General features: G+C 38.1%; 16 protein-coding genes. 9 read left to right on the forward strand and 7 right to left on the reverse strand.

The genetic code is table 11. The features are described 5' to 3' along the window. Nucleotides 1-969 (forward strand): YheT family hydrolase, encoded by a 969-nt coding sequence (locus tag ACFOSX_RS09560; protein WP_386099844.1) that lies wholly within the window; start codon nt 1-3, stop codon nt 967-969. Between the two features lie 7 nt (nt 970-976). Here ACFOSX_RS09560 and ACFOSX_RS09565 read toward each other — a convergent pair whose 3' ends face one another. The 6 genes from ACFOSX_RS09565 to ACFOSX_RS09590 form a co-directional block, all read right to left on the reverse strand. After that, the gene (locus ACFOSX_RS09565) at nt 977-1,177 is read right to left on the reverse strand and encodes a hypothetical protein (RefSeq protein WP_386099847.1); all 201 of its coding nucleotides are present in this window, start codon (nt 1,175-1,177) and stop codon (nt 977-979) included. Nucleotides 1,178-1,258: 81 nt separating this feature from the next. Then, complete coding sequence (locus ACFOSX_RS09570) at nt 1,259-2,392, reverse strand: cytochrome-c peroxidase (RefSeq protein WP_386099850.1); 1,134 nt, start codon at nt 2,390-2,392, stop codon at nt 1,259-1,261. A 2-nt stretch (nt 2,393-2,394) separates the two neighbouring features. Next, nucleotides 2,395-3,873: a hypothetical protein gene (locus ACFOSX_RS09575; RefSeq protein WP_386099853.1), complete on the reverse strand. Its 1,479-nt coding sequence runs from the start codon at nt 3,871-3,873 to the stop codon at nt 2,395-2,397. Next, nucleotides 3,860-5,302, reverse strand: coding sequence for a RagB/SusD family nutrient uptake outer membrane protein (locus tag ACFOSX_RS09580; RefSeq protein ID WP_386099856.1), 1,443 nt, complete (start codon nt 5,300-5,302; stop codon nt 3,860-3,862). The genes ACFOSX_RS09575 and ACFOSX_RS09580 overlap by 14 nt, the downstream gene beginning before the upstream one ends. A 3-nt stretch (nt 5,303-5,305) precedes the next feature. Then, nucleotides 5,306-8,350, reverse strand: coding sequence for a SusC/RagA family TonB-linked outer membrane protein (locus tag ACFOSX_RS09585; RefSeq protein ID WP_386099859.1), 3,045 nt, complete (start codon nt 8,348-8,350; stop codon nt 5,306-5,308). Between the two features lie 56 nt (nt 8,351-8,406). Beyond that, nucleotides 8,407-9,828, reverse strand: a complete 1,422-nt coding sequence (locus ACFOSX_RS09590) for a T9SS type A sorting domain-containing protein (protein ID WP_386099862.1) — start codon at nt 9,826-9,828, stop codon at nt 8,407-8,409. Nucleotides 9,829-9,988: 160 nt separating this feature from the next. Between ACFOSX_RS09590 and ACFOSX_RS09595 the strand changes: the two genes are divergently transcribed. From ACFOSX_RS09595 to ACFOSX_RS09630, 8 genes are all read left to right on the forward strand, one after another. Next, nucleotides 9,989-11,527, forward strand: a complete 1,539-nt coding sequence (locus ACFOSX_RS09595) for a YifB family Mg chelatase-like AAA ATPase (protein WP_386099865.1) — start codon at nt 9,989-9,991, stop codon at nt 11,525-11,527. 15 nt (nt 11,528-11,542) lie between these two features. Beyond that, entirely contained in the window at nt 11,543-12,769 is a 1,227-nt protein-coding gene (locus ACFOSX_RS09600; protein WP_386099868.1) for an Nramp family divalent metal transporter, read from the forward strand. Nucleotides 12,770-12,778: 9 nt separating this feature from the next. Continuing rightward, nucleotides 12,779-13,522: a 5-oxoprolinase subunit PxpA gene (gene pxpA / locus ACFOSX_RS09605; protein WP_386099871.1), complete on the forward strand. Its 744-nt coding sequence runs from the start codon at nt 12,779-12,781 to the stop codon at nt 13,520-13,522. A 2-nt stretch (nt 13,523-13,524) separates the two neighbouring features. After that, complete coding sequence (gene pxpB, locus ACFOSX_RS09610) at nt 13,525-14,259, forward strand: 5-oxoprolinase subunit PxpB (RefSeq protein WP_386099874.1); 735 nt, start codon at nt 13,525-13,527, stop codon at nt 14,257-14,259. Next, entirely contained in the window at nt 14,252-15,100 is an 849-nt protein-coding gene (locus ACFOSX_RS09615) for a 5-oxoprolinase subunit C family protein (RefSeq protein WP_386099877.1), read from the forward strand. The genes pxpB and ACFOSX_RS09615 overlap by 8 nt, the downstream gene beginning before the upstream one ends. An 86-nt stretch (nt 15,101-15,186) precedes the next feature. Continuing rightward, on the forward strand, nt 15,187-15,723 hold the full coding sequence (locus ACFOSX_RS09620) for a hypothetical protein (protein WP_386099880.1): 537 nt from the start codon (nt 15,187-15,189) through the stop codon (nt 15,721-15,723). Between the two features lie 834 nt (nt 15,724-16,557). Next, entirely contained in the window at nt 16,558-17,277 is a 720-nt protein-coding gene (locus ACFOSX_RS09625; protein WP_386099883.1) for a hypothetical protein, read from the forward strand. Beyond that, a complete protein-coding gene (locus ACFOSX_RS09630; protein WP_386099886.1) occupies nt 17,267-18,109 on the forward strand; it encodes a sensor histidine kinase in 843 nt (280 codons plus the stop codon). Before ACFOSX_RS09625 ends, ACFOSX_RS09630 begins: the two co-directional genes overlap by 11 nt. A gap of 242 nt (nt 18,110-18,351) precedes the next feature. Here the strand turns inward: ACFOSX_RS09630 and ACFOSX_RS09635 are convergent, their stop codons facing one another. Then, nucleotides 18,352-19,050 carry an RluA family pseudouridine synthase gene (locus ACFOSX_RS09635; protein ID WP_386099889.1) on the reverse strand — a complete coding sequence of 233 codons (699 nt, stop codon included), beginning with the start codon at nt 19,048-19,050 and terminating at the stop codon, nt 18,352-18,354. Nucleotides 19,051-19,057: the final 7 nt, after the last annotated feature.

Below are 19,057 nucleotides of genomic sequence, written 5' to 3' on the forward strand. Positions count from 1 at the left end.
ATGCCAGTAATAAAATCGACTTATACACCACCGACTTGGGCTAAAAATGGCTATGTATCCACGGTCTATTCGGGATTATATAGAAAAGTCACAGGTGTGGGACAAAAGCGTGAACGCATCACCTTAAGCGATGGTGATTTTTTAGACTTGGATTGGAGCTATTCTGAAACCAAAGCAAAAGGTGTTATTATATTATTACATGGCTTGGAAGGTAATGGACAGCGTCCATACATGTTGGGGACGGCCAAATTGTTCAATCAAAATGGCTTTGATGCGGTTGCAGTAAACTTTAGAGGATGCAGTGGCGAGGATAATTTAATGTATCGAAGTTATCATTCTGGCGCTACAGAAGATTTAATCGATGTCATTTCACATATTAATAAAAACTATGTGTACGAAGAACTCTATATCAAAGGCATCAGTTTGGGTGCGAATCTTGCTTTAAAATATGTAGGCGAAGGCAATGTAATTCCAGAAAAATTGAAGGCTATAATCGCAGTTTCTGTGCCTTGCGATTTGAATGGCTCTTGCGAGATGCTACATCATTTTAAGAACAAACCTTACGCGATTAATTTTCTAAGTTACTTAAAACGAAAATTAAAAATAAAACAACTTCAATATCCTGAAAAATTGAGTATTAAGGATTTTAATTCAATAAAAACTTTAAGACAATTTGATGATGTTTATACCTCTAAAGCTCATGGATTTAAAGACTCTTTCGATTATTATGAACAATGTAGCTCCCTTCAATTTTTGAAGAATATTAAAGTGCCGAGCCTAATCATCAATGCAACTAATGATTCGTTTTTGTCGGAGTCATGCTTCCCAATAAAAGAGGCAGAAAACAACCCGAAATTATATTTGGAAATGCCCAAACACGGTGGGCATGTTGGCTTTATAGATAATGATAATGTATACTACAACGAGCGCCGTGCATTGGAGTTTGTGCAACAGCGTTCAGAACTTTAGTAAGTGTTTAGTCTCTAAGAATGCGTTGTTCTAATGTATTTAATGTCTCAAGAATATCATCATAACCCGAATGTTCTAGCGTATTACCGTTGACAGTTTGTTTTATAACATCATACTTGAGCCTATCGGCTTCTTCTAGCTTGTTGTAATGAGGTTCAATACGATCGATTAAGGCTTTGGTCTGTAATTCTTCTTGGTAGTGTTCCATGACTGAGTTTTTTGGTAAAAGTAGAACGTCGTTACACTTTCTCTTGCTTCAAAAACACTTTAGGTTGATGCTAAAGACACCTCATTCGGGCATTTTTACCAAATTAACACGTTGGGTGCGTGTTGAAAGCGTTTCCATGAAAGCGATAAGTGCATTGACTTCTTCTTTCGTAAGTTCTAGTTTTTTCAATAACGGCGATGTTGTTGGAATTAAAGAGTCTCGACCAACACCGAGATATTTTTTTTGTATTGGTGCTGGGTTACCCAGATTGTAAAATTCTACCACATCTAATAAAGTCGGAAAATGCCCATGATGCATCCAAGGCCCAGTTTTTCCTATTTCGCGTAAGGTAGGTGTTCTAAACTTTCCAAGATCGTCCTTGTCTTTAGTATGGTTGTATCGTCCAAAATCTTCATCTTTTGTTCCAAACAATGCCTGTCCATCATTGTGGAATTGATTATCGCTGAAATAAGGCGTATTATGGCAATTGATGCATCTGGCTTTTGTTCTGAATATGTGTAATCCTAAAACTTCTTCATCTGTAAAAAGATCTTTCTTGCCGGAGATAAAGCGATCAAACTTACTATTTCTGCTGACAATGCTTCGTTCGTAGGTAGCAATAGCTTTTAAGATCCGGTCTAATGTTGCGGTACTGTCTCCGTAAGCTTCTTCAAAGAATGGTTTATAACCTTCGACCTTTGAAATACGCTCTACAGCCACGCTATATTCGGTGTTCATCTCTTTGGGATCAAGAATGGGAAACGATGATTGATGTTCCAAACTTTCAGCTCTTCCATCCCAAAATAATGATGTAGCAAAGGCCACATTTTTAATTGTCATTGAATTACGCTTATTGGTTTGCCGATCGTGACCAAAAGAACGAGTAATGTTGTCCGTCCATGCTAATTCTGGATTATGACAGCTAGCACATGCTATTTGTCCAGACTGAGACAGGCGAGCATCAAAAAACAACAACTTTCCTAAGTCTTGTTTCTGTTTAGAATATGGATTGTTTTGCGGATAACTGGGCTTACCTAAAACGCCTAAATCTTCAAATTTGGTTTTGTCAATTAAAGAATCAAGGGTAGGCGTAGGCCATTTTGAAACATCTGGCTGTGAATATAGTGTTCTTAATTCATCAATACTTTGATAGTCGTTTTTATCATTACAATTGAAAAGGGCTAAAGCAAAACAAAATAAGAGAATTTTTTTCATGTTTAAAGCGTTATTGGATCATTGCAATTTTCCGTAAGATCTAGAGGCTCAGGATAGCTATTTGAATTGTAAATTCTATAGAGGTCGGTTCGAGTTCCGCCAAATAGATCACTATTTGCAGTGGTAAGTTCAAGAATAATCTCGAAAAGACCAGGTGAGATCTCACTGTATGTACCACCGCCACTAATAGACAGGATAAATTGCTCACCATTGGTGTTGCTGATTAACAGATCTTGCTCAATAACTTGGACAAAGCCATCTGTTGTACTTGTGCCATCTGTTGGAAAGAACTCAATGGCCTCTGTAATATTGAAACCTGGAGAATTGTCTTGAGAAGAGGATTCATTATCAAACCACCGTCGCATATCGAAAGAATTGGTGGTTCCTGTAGTATTTGGAGAATCAAATCCAATCCTGAAGGCGTGGTGATAAATATCATCTTCGGGCTCTGTGGTCCCCATATTGTCAAATAAAACGGCATTAGGATGATCCGCATCAACTACAACTGGAAAGGTAAAGGCGAAGAACGTTTGCCAAGAGCATATCGCATCCTCATTAAAATCAAACCAATGTTCGCCAAAGGTTCTATAAAACGGATCAGAAAGATTATAGAAGTTATTGGCGGTATTAGTGGCGTTATCCCGAAATGCGACGAAAGGCTTGATAAAAGTATAGTTTGGATTGCCGGCAAGATTATAACCGTCGATATCATTGAGTGTAAAGCGCGTTCTAAACTGCAATTCGTCTGTTTGTATGTCTTCGTTAACTGTAAACGTGTAATCAATTCTATTGAGGTTATTAAGCGGTAATTGACTAATACTATAGGCAAAATCACTTGTGGTTTCTTCAAAAAGGGATAAACCCGAAATCTCTGAAGCAATATAACCGTTTGGGAATTCAACGCTAAACGTCTTGCTTTCTCCAACTTCGCCGATGATTTCTTGCTGATTATCAGCAGGAAAGCGATAATTAAGTGTAAAATCATTGAAATTCACAATAAGTTCGTCGTTCGGTAAATTTGTATTCGGCATCCCGATAGTGATATTACTATCGCTGGCACTTATTAAATTGAATTTTAATTGTCCATTGGCTGATGGATCCCAGCGTTCTGTGATAGACACACGGATAGTATCCACCAATCGCTCTGGTGTAAATGTCACTGCGTTTTGAGGCGAAATAGATATTCCTGAAAGGTTTGTCTGTTCAGTTTCGAAATTGACCGTCACATTCCCAGAAACAGAACTCGCCGTTAATGCCACAGGAATTTTTAAGGTCAGTACCGATTGGTGATCGTAGGAGGTTACCGGAACCAGACCTCCATTAAACTGCGGATATTCTAATGGATTTCCATCATTATCTACCAAAAGAAAAAACCGAACAAAGGCAGGGTCTTGAGGTGTCAATGTTTTATCATCGTCATCCGAACAACCCATTGAAAATAAGAGTATCCCTAATAGAATTATATGTTTAGTAGCCTTCATTTTGTTGCATATTTTGGTTAAGCTCTACGGTATCATTTGGAATCGGTAGAATAAAAAAGTTTGATGGATAGCCAAGGTCACAAACTTGTGCAATACAACCGTCTTGACGCTCCACGTCTTTATTGAATCGGGCTAAATCAAATAAGAGAAAGCCTTCAAAGGCTAATTCTCGCCGTCGTTCCAAGAAAATATCATCTAAAAGTGTATTAATATCGGTCAACTCAGTTAGGTTTGCTCTCGTTCGTATTGAATTCAAATCCGCCAAAGCTTCAGATGTATTACCGAGACGGGCATTTGCTTCTGATCGAATAAGATAGAGTTCAGAAAGTCGCATAAATGTTGTTCCCGCATCATCTTGAAACTTTTTGGTAAAATAATAGGTCTGGGGTTGTAAGATGCTATTGTTTAATGTATTTAAATTTTGGACTATAAACAGATCGCCTCTAATGTCGTCTTCGGCATATAGATTTAATAAATCACCAGAGGCTACATAATCGCCGTAATTTGAAGAAGAATTAAACTGAAAATAAGCAGATATGGAAGAAGAGACATCACCTTCAGAAGTTCTGGGAGATGTAAATTCAAGGATAATTTCTGATACCGGGTCTATGGGCTTTTCCCATTCTGAAATGTAATTCTCCTGAGTCATTAAAGATTGGCCAGATTGGGCAATGCTGATGGAAGAATAATCTAAAGCCTTCTGCCAATCACTCATCTGTAAAGCTATACGCGCATAAATTGCAGAGGTTGTCAATGTGTTAAAAAGCGAGTAACTTGGTCCCTCTTGCAATTGCTGATTGGTAAATAGCGCTAATGCTAAGTCCAGATCTTCTTGAATTAAACGATACGTTTCTGCCATCGTCTCCCTAGAGGGGAAATCTTCCCCAGCAATGATAATGTCTGTATTATAAACCACACCTAGGTGTGAAGCGTCTGTACTAAATCCATAGTGTTGTGCAAACAACAAACTGATTTGATAATGCGACAGTGCCCTAGTGACAAGCATTTCAGCACGTAGTTGATTTTTTTCGTCTTCGGTAAAGAATTCAAAGTTTTCAATGTTGCTTAATAATAAATTGGCTTGATTGATTATATCGTACCAGTTTTCGTAATAAGAGTTAAAAGTTGTGTTTTGAGGCGTAGAGGAAAAGTTATATTCAAATTGTATTTCATCGGGAACTGTAACCACATTTTGTGTTACAGAAGGTGTAAAAGTGAGATTTCCACCTAAGGCATCTGCGTAAACAAAATTGAATGCAGAAAAACTGGCTTCAATATCTCTGTAAACGCCATTATAAGCTTGCAAAACACCTTCTCTTGTAGAAAGTTGCTCATCTATAGAAATTTGTAACTCGGGCTCCGTTTCTAAAAAGTCACTACAAGCCATAGTAAAATTTAAAAGCATTATGAGTAGAAAAATGCGCTTCATAATTTAAAAATTTGTGTTTAGGCCAAAGGAAATAGTCATCATCTCTGGGTAAATACTTCTCAATTCTGCAATGCTATTGCCAAAATTACTTCCTTCATTAAAAAACCAATAGCCTATGTTGGATGCGTTTGCAAAGACGCTTAGATTTTTAAGTGGTAATTTTAAAGCTTTAGTGTCTAAATTATAGCTCAGGTTAATTGACTTTAGTTTAATGTGTGATTCGTCAAATACATATTTTGAAGAATTTGAAACAATCGGTGTGGTCCTAGAAATTGCTGGATATATGGCTATATCACCTTGTTCTTGCCAAGCCTGTTGCCAAATATTGACACCTAAATTTCTATTGACAAGAATATTGTAATTGTCTAGCACATCTCTATCCAATAAGGTTTCTTGACCAGCTGTGAACGATAAAATCACATTTAGGTCAAATCCCTTATAGCTTATAGAATTTCTTAAACCCCCAAAAAATTCAGGTTGTGAGTCCCCAAGTGGTTCCCAATCATTATTTGTAAAATTCTGTCTTACGTAACTTGCATCATAAATATCGCCGCCAACATTATATAGCTCACGTCCGGTAGCTGGATCTATTCCAACAAACTGAAATCCCCAAATTGTAGAATTCGAAAAACCAACCTGTCTTGATCTTGCACGCTCTGCTGCTGAAAATTCTGAGCCAAGCCCACTTAAAGACGTAATTTCGTTTGTGATTCTAGATATGTTAAAGCTGGTATTCCATTTAAAGGTATCGGTATTTATCCAATCTGCTTGAATTGAAAATTCAACACCTTGATTGATCATAGAAGCTCCGTTGATTTGTGCGCTAGTAAATCCTGATTCGGAAATCACATCACGGCTGGTAATAATGTCTTGAATGTTATCCCTGAAATAATCGACGGTCATCTTGTACTTTCCGAAGATATTAAAATCCACACCAAGATTAAATTTGTTGTTACGCTCCCAACCTAAATTGGGGTTAGGTGCAGAGCTTGGATTACCATAAATAGGACTTCCATTATAACCATTGAACCCTAAAATATATAGACCTCGGGCTCTGTAAGAGCCTATTCGCGAATTTCCAGTACTTCCGTAACTTATTCTAAGCCTTAGAAAATCAACAAAGCTAAAACCGTTAGGATCAAAAAACTCTTCTGAACTAATATTCCATGACGCTCCAATGCCTGCATTAAGTGCGGTATTTCGGTCACTACCAAAAGCTGAACTTTGATCTATCCGGGCATTGACTAATAAGAAATAGAGTTTCTTGTAATTGTAATTGAGTTGGGAGAACAATGAGCGCCCTGTATTCTCTATGCTATCTTCTTCGTAATCTTGTTCAAAAGCTTCAGATATGGGCTGAGGCGTTGCAAAATTGATAAAGTCGTCACCTTTCGCAAAAGACTGGTCGGAGAAGTCCCGCCGTGTTTCAATTCCTACAAGAGCATCAAACGTATGCTTTTTGTCGAATACGGTATCATAAAATAAGTTGGCACTCCAGTTCCATCTATTGGTGTTTCGCTCTCTTTGAATACGTCGACCTAGTTGCCCCTGAAATTGATCTAGAGGACGATCAAAGCCGTCGCCATTGAGCTGACCTGAACCATTTAGACCTGAAAAAAAGCGATCTTCGTCTTTAAACGATAAATCCATCCCAAAAAGGGTAGTGAATTTTAAATTTGGCAAAATGGAATAGTTAAGATTCAGACTCGTTAAAAATGCTAATGTTTTGCTTTCACGGATATTTTGATTGGCAACTGCCACAGGATTTCCAAACGTAGGTATGGCGGTAAGTTCACCATTATCATCAAAAAGCGGGATGTTCGGTGCAACAGCAAAATTATACAGCGTGTTGGGGTCATTCTTTTCTGCAATTGAAGGCGAGAAGCGAAGAGATGCCGAAAGCTTGTTGTGGTTGTAATCTAAGGCAAAGGATGTATTCAACTTTTTAAAATCATTATTCACTTGTGCCTCATTGTTGATCTGGTAGGTAGCATTTGCTCTGTATCTCCAACGCTCGCTGCCACCATTAACACCAAAATTAATACGATTGAAGGTGCCTGTCTCGTTCAACAGATCGAACCAATCAGTATTAACGCCGTTCCATTCGGTGACACTTTCAAAATTACCATTGTTAATGTTATACTGGTTTAGGATGTTTTGGTATTGAAAGCCATCAAGGTATTTGTATTCGTTGATTGCTGTACTGAATCCAGACTGAATACCAAAACTGAACGAAGGTTTACCTTGTTTACCGCTCTTTGTTGTAATTATAATTACACCATTGGCCGCATCCGCCCCGTAAAGACCCACTGCTGCTGCATCCTTCAAAACATTAAAACTTTCAATATCTTGAATGCCAACTCTTGCCAAAGGATTTAGGATGTTTTCTGAAATATTCCCTGTTCCTGCATCAAAAAAATTACTTCCATCTATGCCCAACTCCTCAGAAAGAATTATACCGTCTACAATTATTAGGGGCTGCGTGGATGTCCCGACAATATTCTGGCCTAGTGGCGTCAATGATCCTTGTCCTCTTATATTTATACTGGTTTCTTCTCCTAGCCTGTTGTTAGTATCGATGAAGACTCCAGCGATTTGGCCTTCCAGTAAATCATCAAAGGTTACGGCCGGCTGCTCAGAAATTATTTCGGAAGGTTTTATTTTTGCGACGCTACCAACTACTTCCTGTTTTATCTTTTTTGTACCATAAGATGAGGTTACTACAACTTCTCCTAATGACTCTGCATCTTCCTGTAAAAGGATTTCAAAATAAGAACGATCCCCAACAGTCACACGTTGCGTTTTGAAACCGAGGTAGGAAACAGTTAATACCATTTCATTTACAGATTTACTTGAGGTTATAGTGTAATTGAATTTTCCATCAATATCTGTTGAAGCACCTTTAGCAGTGCCTTGAACCAAAATAGTAGCGCCAGGCAATGGGAGTCGAGTTGCATCATCCAATACAATTCCAGATATGGTCCGACTGTTTTGGGAATGAAGCATAAAACTGCTTGAGAGCAGTATATATAATAGTAATTGTCTCATTAAATGTAAAAACACCCTCATCAGACTTAGTCTGATGAGGGGTTATTTAATATTTATTAATCTACGATAAGCTTTCTACTGACATTAATCGTTTGTCCCTTTAATTTAAGGATATAAATGCCTGTAGCCAAAGTGTGGTTTATAGTGTTGTCAATTAGTTGTCCTGATGACACTACTTGGCCATTAAGGGTCACGATCTCATAATTAAGATCTTCCGAAAAATCACCTTCAATAGTTACTATTCCCTGAGATGGGTTAGGATAAATTTTAAATGGCGTGGCAGTTACAGTCTCCACGCTTAATGTAGCAACATCTAAAGTGTAAAGCTCGTTGCCAATGACACCATCATCACCCTCAAAATACAGGTCACCATCATAAACAATAATATCATCGATGTCAAAAACAGCATCATTGATGCGTTCGGCGGTGACTCCGTCAGTTCTAAATAACCATTGCCTAGTGTCGTCAGAAACTTCACCAGCGTAATATAGAAAGCCACCTAGTGGTGCAAAGTCTGAAGGGTCGTGGTTGTTACCTCCAGTCGCTGTACTTCCTGTAATATTACTGAGATTGGTCACTGTATCTAAGGTAGGATTGTACATCCATAATTGATCATTAGATGAGCCATCATCACCTTCAAAAAACAGCATTCCGTTCCATGCATATAAGTTGTTTACGCCACCGATACCAGCCGTAGTTGCCACTCCGACATCTTCTGTTCCTAGTTCTGTGCCATCCGTAACCCATAAAGCACCAAGTGCTTCAAAATAAAGATCTGTACCAAGTATTGTAAAGTTGCTTATCCCAGAATCCCCAGCGTCTCCAGTAACATCTTTAATGAGTGTGAATCCATCAGTTGCAGGATCATAAGCATAAAGCTCTCTCCCAATGGTAGGCTCATCAGTTGCTTCGTCCATATAGCAGAAAATTTTGTCTTGGTATGCAATGAGATTTCCACCAATCAAGGCGCCAACGGATCCACCTGTAACTTGTGTTTGCGTGGTGCCATTAAATTCATATAAAGAATTTGCATCAACTGTATTGACATAATAGATTAAACCACCTAGAAGTGTTGGATTAAAAACAAAGCCACCTCCTGTTGGAGCGGTTCCAGAATTAGTTCCATCAGAAGAGAATAAAACATTTCCACCTCCAGAATTTGCGGAAAAATACATGGTGCCACCCAATTCAAAGAAATTGCCAGGGCTTGAGCTATCTGATCCTGTTCTTAAGTCCGAAACGAACGTTGTACCTACTGCAGTCCCATCTGTGGTCCATAATTCACGGCCAAGGTCTACACCGCCGGGAGTATTAGTACCACCGCTATCATCCGCAGAAAAATAGAGACTGCCATTATAAACGAAAAAGTTTGTTGGAGAGCTACTACCAGAACCATCGTTGATATCCAATAATGGCTGTACTTGCGAAAAAGCAACAACGCTTAAGAACGATAAAATTAGAGTGTAAAGTTTTTTCATGTGTTTTAATTTTAGAGTTAATAAGGCTAGTTCGAGAAAAGGGACTTAAATATATCCATATATAACCGTCAAAACAAAATGTTTACGTTAAAATGTATTGCAAAGCGATAAAGCTTTTAAATCTCTATAGCTTTATATACTTTTAAGCAAACAAAATTTTATGCTAAAAAAGGTTTTCGCTAGTGCGGTTTTCGGTGTTGAAGCGTCCACAATAACTGTCGAAGTCAATGTGGATAAAGGTATCGGCTATCACTTAGTTGGTTTGCCAGATAATGCCATTAAGGAAAGTAATTATCGAATAGCAGCGGCACTTCAGAATAACAACTATAAAATCCCTGGAAAAAAAATCACCATAAATATGGCGCCAGCCGATTTGCGGAAAGAAGGTTCGGCCTACGATTTAACCTTGGCGATTGGGATTTTGGCGGCTTCCAATCAAATTGAAGCAGAACATCTAGAGGATTATTTAATTATGGGCGAATTGTCGCTCGACGGAAGTCTACAGCCCATCAAAGGAGCCTTGCCGATTGCGGTGAAAGCAAGAGAGGAAGGCTTTAAAGGTTTTATTCTTCCTAAGCAAAACGCCAAAGAGGCAGCCATTGTGGATGATTTAAAAGTATACGGCGTCGACAACATTTCACAAGTCATCAATCATTTTGATAAAGGCGAAGCCTTAGAACAAACGATTATCAATACACGCGAAGAATTCTATAAAAGTCTCGAATTCCCCGAATTTGATTTTGCCGACGTCAAAGGCCAGGAAAGCATTAAGCGTTGTATGGAAATTGCTGCGGCTGGCGGTCACAATATCATATTGATTGGGCCTCCAGGATCAGGGAAAACTATGTTGGCCAAGCGTCTACCTAGTATTCTGCCACCAATGACTTTGCATGAGGCCTTGGAAACGACTAAGATTCATTCTGTGGTTGGTCGGGTGAAAGCGGATTCTGGTTTAATGTCTCAACGGCCGTTTCGCAGTCCGCATCACACCATCTCAAATGTAGCTTTGGTCGGTGGCGGAAGTTATCCGCAACCTGGTGAGATTTCCTTGTCGCACAACGGTGTATTGTTTCTGGACGAATTACCTGAATTTAAACGCGAAGTTTTGGAAGTGATGCGACAGCCTCTTGAAGATCGGGAAGTCACAATTTCGCGAGCAAAGTTCACCGTAACTTATCCTTCTTCATTTATGTTGGTAGCAAGCATGAATCCAAGCCCAAGCGGTTATTTTAATGATCCCGATGCGCCATTGACCTCTTCGCCAGCTGAGATGCAACGCTATATGGGTAAGATTTCAGGACCTTTGTTGGATCGGATTGATATTCATATAGAAGTGACTCCAGTACCGTTTGAAAAATTGTCCGAAGAACGGAAAGGTGAGTCGTCAGTTGATATTAGAAAGCGCGTGACCAAGGCTAGGGAATTTCAAACCAAACGTTTTTCAGAATTGGAGAATGTACATTACAATGCGCAGATGGGCGTGAAGCAGATTCGAGAATATTGCAAGTTGGATGAAGCGTCACTTGGACTCTTAAAATCCGCCATGGAGCGTTTAAATCTATCTGCGAGAGCATACGATAGAATTCTGAAAGTTTCAAGAACAATCGCAGATTTAGAAGGTTCAGAAACCGTTCAAGGATCACATATCAGCGAGGCCATCCAATACCGTAGTTTGGATAGAGAAGGTTGGTTGGGTTAACATGGATCAAATCATATGATTAAATCATTTTTTAAAAAAATAGGCCCTGGCCCTTTAGTGGCAGCAGCATTCATTGGTCCAGGAACCGTGACCTTGTGTACGATTGCTGGCGTTGAATTTGGCTACGTATTACTTTGGGCGCTTTTACTATCCATATTCGCCACAATTATTCTGCAGGAAATGGCCGCGCGGTTAGGCATTGTCACTCAAAAATCCCTCTCAGAAACGATTAGTGCTGAGATAAAACAGCCCTTGGTTAGAAAATTAGTGCTATTTCTCATTTTATCGGCCATAGTTGTAGGAAATACCGCTTACGAAGCAGGGAATATCAGTGGTGGCATTTTGGGATTGGAAACCGTTTTCGGCAATTTTAAAACCAGTATTGGTGCAACAAGCTTTAATTTATGGAGCTTGGTTGTTGGTTTTTTTGCTTTTATTATTCTTTTTATTGGCAACTATAAAGTTTTAGAACGTCTGCTCGTTGGCTTAGTCATAATTATGAGTTTGGCCTTTTTATTTACGGCTGTCATGGTCGGCCCAGATATCGCAGGAATCTTCAAAGGAATGGTTTTGCCGTCATTGCCAGATGGTAGCCTATTGACCGTGATAGGGCTTATCGGGACGACTGTAGTACCTTATAATATCTTTCTGCATGCTTCCTTAGCTAAAGAGAAATGGCAATCTACGTCTGATATTAGCACGGCAAGAACCGATACAGTGGTAGCAGTAGTTGTTGGTGGTATTGTATCTATGTGTATTATGATCTGCGCGGCATCTATAGATATTGCATCCGTTAATAATGCTTCTGATTTGGCTTTGGCTTTAGAGCCACTCTTTGGCGTTAAAGCAAAATACGTACTGTCCATTGGATTATTCGCTGCCGGATTAACGAGCGCGATCACGGCACCATTAGCCGCAGCTTATGTGGCAGTAGGTTGCATGGGATGGCCTCAAGATTTAAAATCGCGTCATTTTAGATCCGTTTGGATAGCAATTCTTATAATTGGTGTGCTTTCAGCAGCGTCGGGCGTTAGTTCTATTGAAATTATAAAGTTTGCGCAAATTGCTAATGGTCTTGTTTTACCCCTTGTTGCGATTATATTGGTAAGATTGGTCAGTCAGCCTCATATTATGGGGCGCTATGTGAACTCACCATTGCAACGAATTTTGGCCTGGACTATTGTTGGCGTGAGTCTGTTTTTAGGCTTGAAGGGTATTTTTAAGGTATTCGGACTCATATAATTGTTTGGTATGCAGAAATTATTTGTGGATATAAATGCGGATGTAGGCGAAGGCATTGGCAATGAAGCTTTGCTAATACCTTATTTGGGGTCCTGCAATATAGCTTGTGGCGGTCATGCCGGAACGGAATCCAGTATGAAACCTGTGCTAGAGCTTGCAAAAGCCTACAGTGTAAAGGTTGGGGCGCATCCTTCGTTCCCGGATAAAATCAACTTTGGAAGACAGCCTATGAAAATGGGTCAGCTTGACTTTTCAAAAAGCATCACCCAACAGATTTTAAGTTTGAAACATTTGGCCGAACAAGAAGGATTATCACTAAACCATGTAAAACCGCATGGTGCATTGTATAACCAATGTGCGAAAGATGAAAACCTTTCAGCTTGGCTAGTGGATGTCGTTTTGCAAATAGATAATAGTTTGAAGATTTATACACCCTACAATTCTGCATTGTCCAGGGTTGCAAAGCAGTCTGGATTGGAAGTTGTTGAGGAAGCATTTGCAGACCGAAATTACAATGACGATTTATCCTTGGTTTCGCGTCAAAAAAGCAATGCTATAATTGATGAAAAAGAAGCGGTTTTGGAGCATGTTCTGTACATGTTGAAACACGAAAAAGTGAGGCCCATAAATGGAGTAGGGGTGCCACTAAAATTTCAAACATTGTGTGTTCATGGCGACCATAAAAATAGTGTCGATATTTTGAAGTATTTACATGATAATTTAAAGACGCTAAACACCAATTTTGAGACTTGATTTTGGGACATTTTAAATTGAAATATTCGCGCTATGGAGACCATTCAATTTTAATTGAATGGCCTAAGAAAATCGATGAAACTATCCTTGAAGACCGGCTGAATTTTGAAGAATCCATAAAACTAAAATATACTAAACAAAAACTTGAAATAATATCTGCATATAATTCGATATTAGTAATTTATGATTTTACTATTGATAATTTCAATGATAAAAAAAACGCCTTAAATCAGTTGTATTTGGCGTCTAAGGATAGTTCAAAACAAAATTCTAGACTTTGGAAAATTCCGGTATGCTATGATACAACATTCGGGACGGATTTAATGACGTTTTCAGAAGTAAAAAAGATGCCAATTGAAACGGTAATTGAACGTCATTCTTCATCAATTTACACTGTTTTTTTTAAAGGCTTTTTGCCAGGCTTTTTATACCTCGGTGGTTTGGATAAATCATTACACTTAGACCGAAAATCAACACCGAATTTAAACGTACAAAAAGGGTCGGTTGCCATAGGTGGAAATCAGACGGGAATCTATCCTCAAAATAGTCCGGGTGGTTGGCACATTATCGGGCGTACACCAGTGTCTTTTTTTGACGTTGGAACCAAACCAATTTACTTTGCTTCGGATGGTGACCGCATACAGTTTCAAGCCGTAAGTCTTTCAGAATATAATGCGATTGAAAAGGAAATGGAAAACGGAAACTATAAACTACAATCCGAACCGTATCATGGTTGAGATAGTAAAAGCGGGTTTGTATAGTTCCATTCAGGATTTGGGACGCTATGGGCATCGGCACTTGGGTGTGCCAGTATCTGGCGTTATGGATAGCATTTCCGCTAAACGTGCCAATCTTATTTTGGGTAATGCTGAAAACAATGCAGTGCTTGAAATGACCTTGGTAGGGCCGACTTTACATTTTCATACTGATACGTTGATTGCTTTTGCTGGAGCTGATTTTGAAGTTTTTCTGAATAATGAGTCCGTTGACCTGAGTCGACCGACATCAATCCATTCTGACGATGTTTTGATTTTTAAATCATCAACGTCAGGCTCACGAGGCTATTTGGCAGTAAGAGGAGGCTTTCAAACTAAAGATGTTTTGGGAAGTCGTAGTTTCTATGCACCGATTACTGCATTCGGAGTTTTGAAGAAAGGCGATAGGCTTCCTGTTTTAAACTATGGATTTCAAGCGTCGGATAAGTATTCAAAAGTAAAAAGGGCCGATAAATTTTGGACTAATCCCGAATTGGAGGTCTACAAAGGCCCAGAATTCGATAGGCTTTCAGAAGATCTTCAAAGAAAAATAATTGATTCAGAATTTAAAGTTTCAAACTTAAACAACCGTATGGCCTATCGATTAGAGCCTCTGATTCCAAATGATTTGGTATCAATCATTACAGGACCTTTACTGCCTGGAACGGTTCAGTTAACACCTAAAGGTCAATTGATTGTTTTAATGCGAGATGCACAGACTACGGGCGGTTATCCGAGAGTATTGCAGTTGACCGAATTGGCTATTGACCAATTGGCACAAAAGACCACCGACGATACTGTTTCATTTAAATTGAAGGAATAAGACTGTTAATAAGTTCTGGCTTTGCGGTTTGATTTACCAACTTATGCCTTTAAATTTATGGCACTATTAACCATAACTAAATAAATATGAAAAAATTATTGCCGTTACTCCTAGGCTTTATTTTAGGTCTTGGAGCCATGTATCTCTATTGTGCGGATACGTTAACTGTGTCCGACGAGGAACCACCGAAAGTCATTAAACCAAAAGGCGTTATTACACCTGCACAGGCCAGAGTTTTGAATGACAACTGGACCAAAAAGGGACAAGTCTTTTTAGATTCTGTGGAAACAAGACCAGATAACCGCTCCTCTTGGTGGTCTATTGATGATATTAATAGCTACATCACCTATGCAGATAAACAGACCGATAGCTTAGGCTTTGACCTAACGGGTTTGCGTATGTATTATGGGCGCTATTCTAACAACGCGCCAAACGGAAATGCAGACTATGCAACCATTTTTATTGTCCCAACAGGGAAGAAAAAGAATACCACGTCTGAAGGTTCGTTTGTACCAATTAAAATCAACTATCAAGGCGGTGGTAATGATGATGACGTGGATGGCGCAGACCCATTGAATAGAGGGGGCAATGGTCATCCCCCAGGGACAGGTTACGGAGGATAAATATAATTTACGAAATGGGCACTTTTTACAAAGTGTCCATTTTGCATTACAGCTTACTCTATGAAAGACTTTTTTCTCGAAAATTATACTTATTTCACCAGGGCTGTAGAAATTTCACCCGTTATTGCTGGTTTGATTGTGTTTAGAAAATTTAAATCATCAAAAATCAGATTTTTTATATTTTTTCTGATTTATGTTTTATTCATAGAGATTGTATCAGTCTATCCGAGGTTAATGTATGATGGTTATCTCCAGGATTTGGGTGACCTAGTCAAAGGGACCGTATTTGAAAGAAATTATTGGTGGTATACCATTATGTGGGATGTTGCTGGAGGTCTGTTTTATAGTTTATATTTCTCTTGGCAAATAACTAATTCCATATTTAGATATATTTTAAGATGGTTGAGTATAATTTTCATCATTACTACTATCTTAAGTCTTAGCCTAAATTGGCAAAATCTTTATAATCAAGGGTCGGATTATGTTATGTTTTATTCGATGGGGTTGATTATCATATCAGTAATCTTCTACTTTATTGAAATATTGTCTAATGAAAGTTTAATTTCATTTCATAAATCCATAAATTTTTATATCGCCTGCATTCTACTAATATGGTTTGTTATAGTTACCCCTCTGAGTTTCTACAATAATTACTTTAGAGTTGCTGATTGGGATTATGTTTTTCTTCAGTACGCTATTTATTTCATTGCTAATTTTATGATGTATATCGGATATACTTTATTATTGATACTCTGTAAACCACAACCTCATGATGCCTAGTTGTATTAAAAATATAACTCACGACCTTTTTTTGAGAATAATCGGCAATTATCAATGAGAGATTTTTTTCTAGACAATTATTCTTTTTTTACTAAAGTTGTGGAGATTATCCCAGCGCTTGTAGGATTATTTGTATTTAAGAAATTCAAAGCATATAAAATAAAATATCTTATATATTTTTTATTTTTTGTGTTGTTTGTTGAGTTTGTTTCCATGTATCCACAATTAATTTATGATGGACATCTTAAAACGTTAGGGAATTTGGTTAAAGGAACCGTATTTCAAAGAAATTACTGGTGGTATACAATTATGTGGAATAGTATTGGAGGTCTGTTTTATAGTTTATATTTCTCTTGGCAATTAAATAATACCACGTTTAAATCTATTTTAAAGTGGTTGCAACTAATTTTTGTGGTGACAACTGTGGTCGACCTTAGCCTAAATTGGCAAGACCTTTTTAATCAAGGCTCTGATTATGCTATTTTCTTCTCGGCGATATTAATAATAATTTCAGTAGTCTTTTATTTTATTGAAATTTTGACTAATGAAAAATTAATTTCATTCCACAAATCTATTAACTTTTATATAGCTTGTATTTTATTGATTTGGTTTGTTATTACAACCCCCCTAAAATTTTATAATGGATACTACAGAGTATCTGATTGGGACTACATATTTCTTCAATATGCTATCTATTTCATTGCTAATTTTATGATGTATATTGGTTATGCCTTATTATTGATACTTTGTAAACCGCAACCTCATGATGCTTAGTTTATTTTTCCTTTTATTTCAAAATAAGCCAGTCACAACAGAAGCTGAACGCTACCTGCTTGTCTATTTTATATTAGTAATTGGTATTGTTTTCGGATTGTTTATACTGTTTTTTGTGGTATTTCAAAAACGTAAGAATAAGCTACTACGGGAAAAATTTGAACAACAACGCCGTTTTGATGAAGCGATATCCACAGCTCAACAGGAAATTCAGGATGAAACTCTAAAAAGTGTTGGACGTGATTTACATGATAATGTGGGGCAATTACTCGCATTAGCGAACATGCAAATGAATTCCGTACTAAAAAATGCAGATGAAGCTATAAAGCCAAAAGTGGAAAATGCCTCAAAAGCCTTAAAAGATAGCCTTTCTGAAGTGAGAGCTTTGTCTAAATCTTTGAATAGCGATGTTATTTTCAATCAGGGCTTTGCTAAATCCATCGCTAATGAATTGCAACGTATAGAACGCTCGGGACGTTTATCCACGGAGTTTCATATCGAAGGCGAGCGTATTCATTTTGAAAACAAAAAAGACGAGGTCATTTTGTTTCGTATTCTTCAGGAATTCTTTTCAAACACCATTAAATATGCTGAAGCGGAAAAGCTAAGCGTTGATTTGACGTATGCTCAAGACGCTATTAAAATCGAAGTTTCGGATAATGGAAAAGGGTTTAATATAGCAGACATTGAGCAAGGTGCCGGACTAATTAATATGAAAGAGCGGGCCAAGTTGATTGGAGCTGATTATGAGTTGAATTCTAGACTTAACATGGGGACAACCCTTAAAATTAATTTCCCTTTAAACGTCATTATAGGGAATAGAGCTACTTAAACGTCATTACGAGAAGCGCAATGACCTGGTAATCTCATGTCCTTTAGATTTAATTAATAAGATTACCACAATCTACATTAAATGTCGGTTTCGCAATGACGTACTTAATTATATATAGAAATATGAAACATAATGTCATTACGAGGAGCGTAGTGACGTGGTAATCTCTTGATAGTTTAGTATGGATTAAAAACGATTGCCACAACCGACTTTAAATATCGGTTCCCCAATGACCTGAGTATCTACTCTAAACACCCCTGCCACAGGGCATCATCTGGCAAGGGTGCTTCAATAGAAACCGGTTCATTTTTTACGGGATGCACAAAACTAAGATATCGGGAGTGTAAATGAATACCACCATCTTTATTGCTTCGGTCAAAGCCGTATTTTAAATCGCCTTTAATGGGGCAACCAATACTAGCCAACTGACACCTGATTTGATGGTGTCGACCAGTTTCCAAATTGATCTCTAATAGGTTAAAGTTATCAAGTTTCTTAAGTAGTTTATAATGCAAAACCGCTCGTTTGCTATCCTTGACTTCTTTTGTATATGCTGTGGATTTATTGTTCTTAGGATTCTTTTTTAGATAGTGCGTCAAGGTATCAGCTTCCGTTGGCGGTGCATTTTTCACCAAGGCCCAATAGGTTTTTTCAATATTTTTTTCAGCGAAAAGTTTGTTAAGTCGTGGTAAGGCCTTACTCGTTTTTGAAAATAGGACAATACCTGTTGTCGGCCGGTCTAATCGATGCACCACACCTAAGTAGACATTGCCAGGCTTATTGTATTTGTGGGCGATGTAATCCTTGACAACATCACTTAACGGTTTATCGCCAGTCTTGTCACCCTGAACAATATCTCCAACACGTTTGTTAACCACGATGATATGGTTGTCTTCATGAAGTACTTGGAGGTTGTTCTTGTTAGATAGGGTTTTGGACATGGGTCAA

Source organism: Winogradskyella maritima, from assembly GCF_042650215.1.
GTDB lineage: Bacteria > Bacteroidota > Bacteroidia > Flavobacteriales > Flavobacteriaceae > Winogradskyella > Winogradskyella maritima.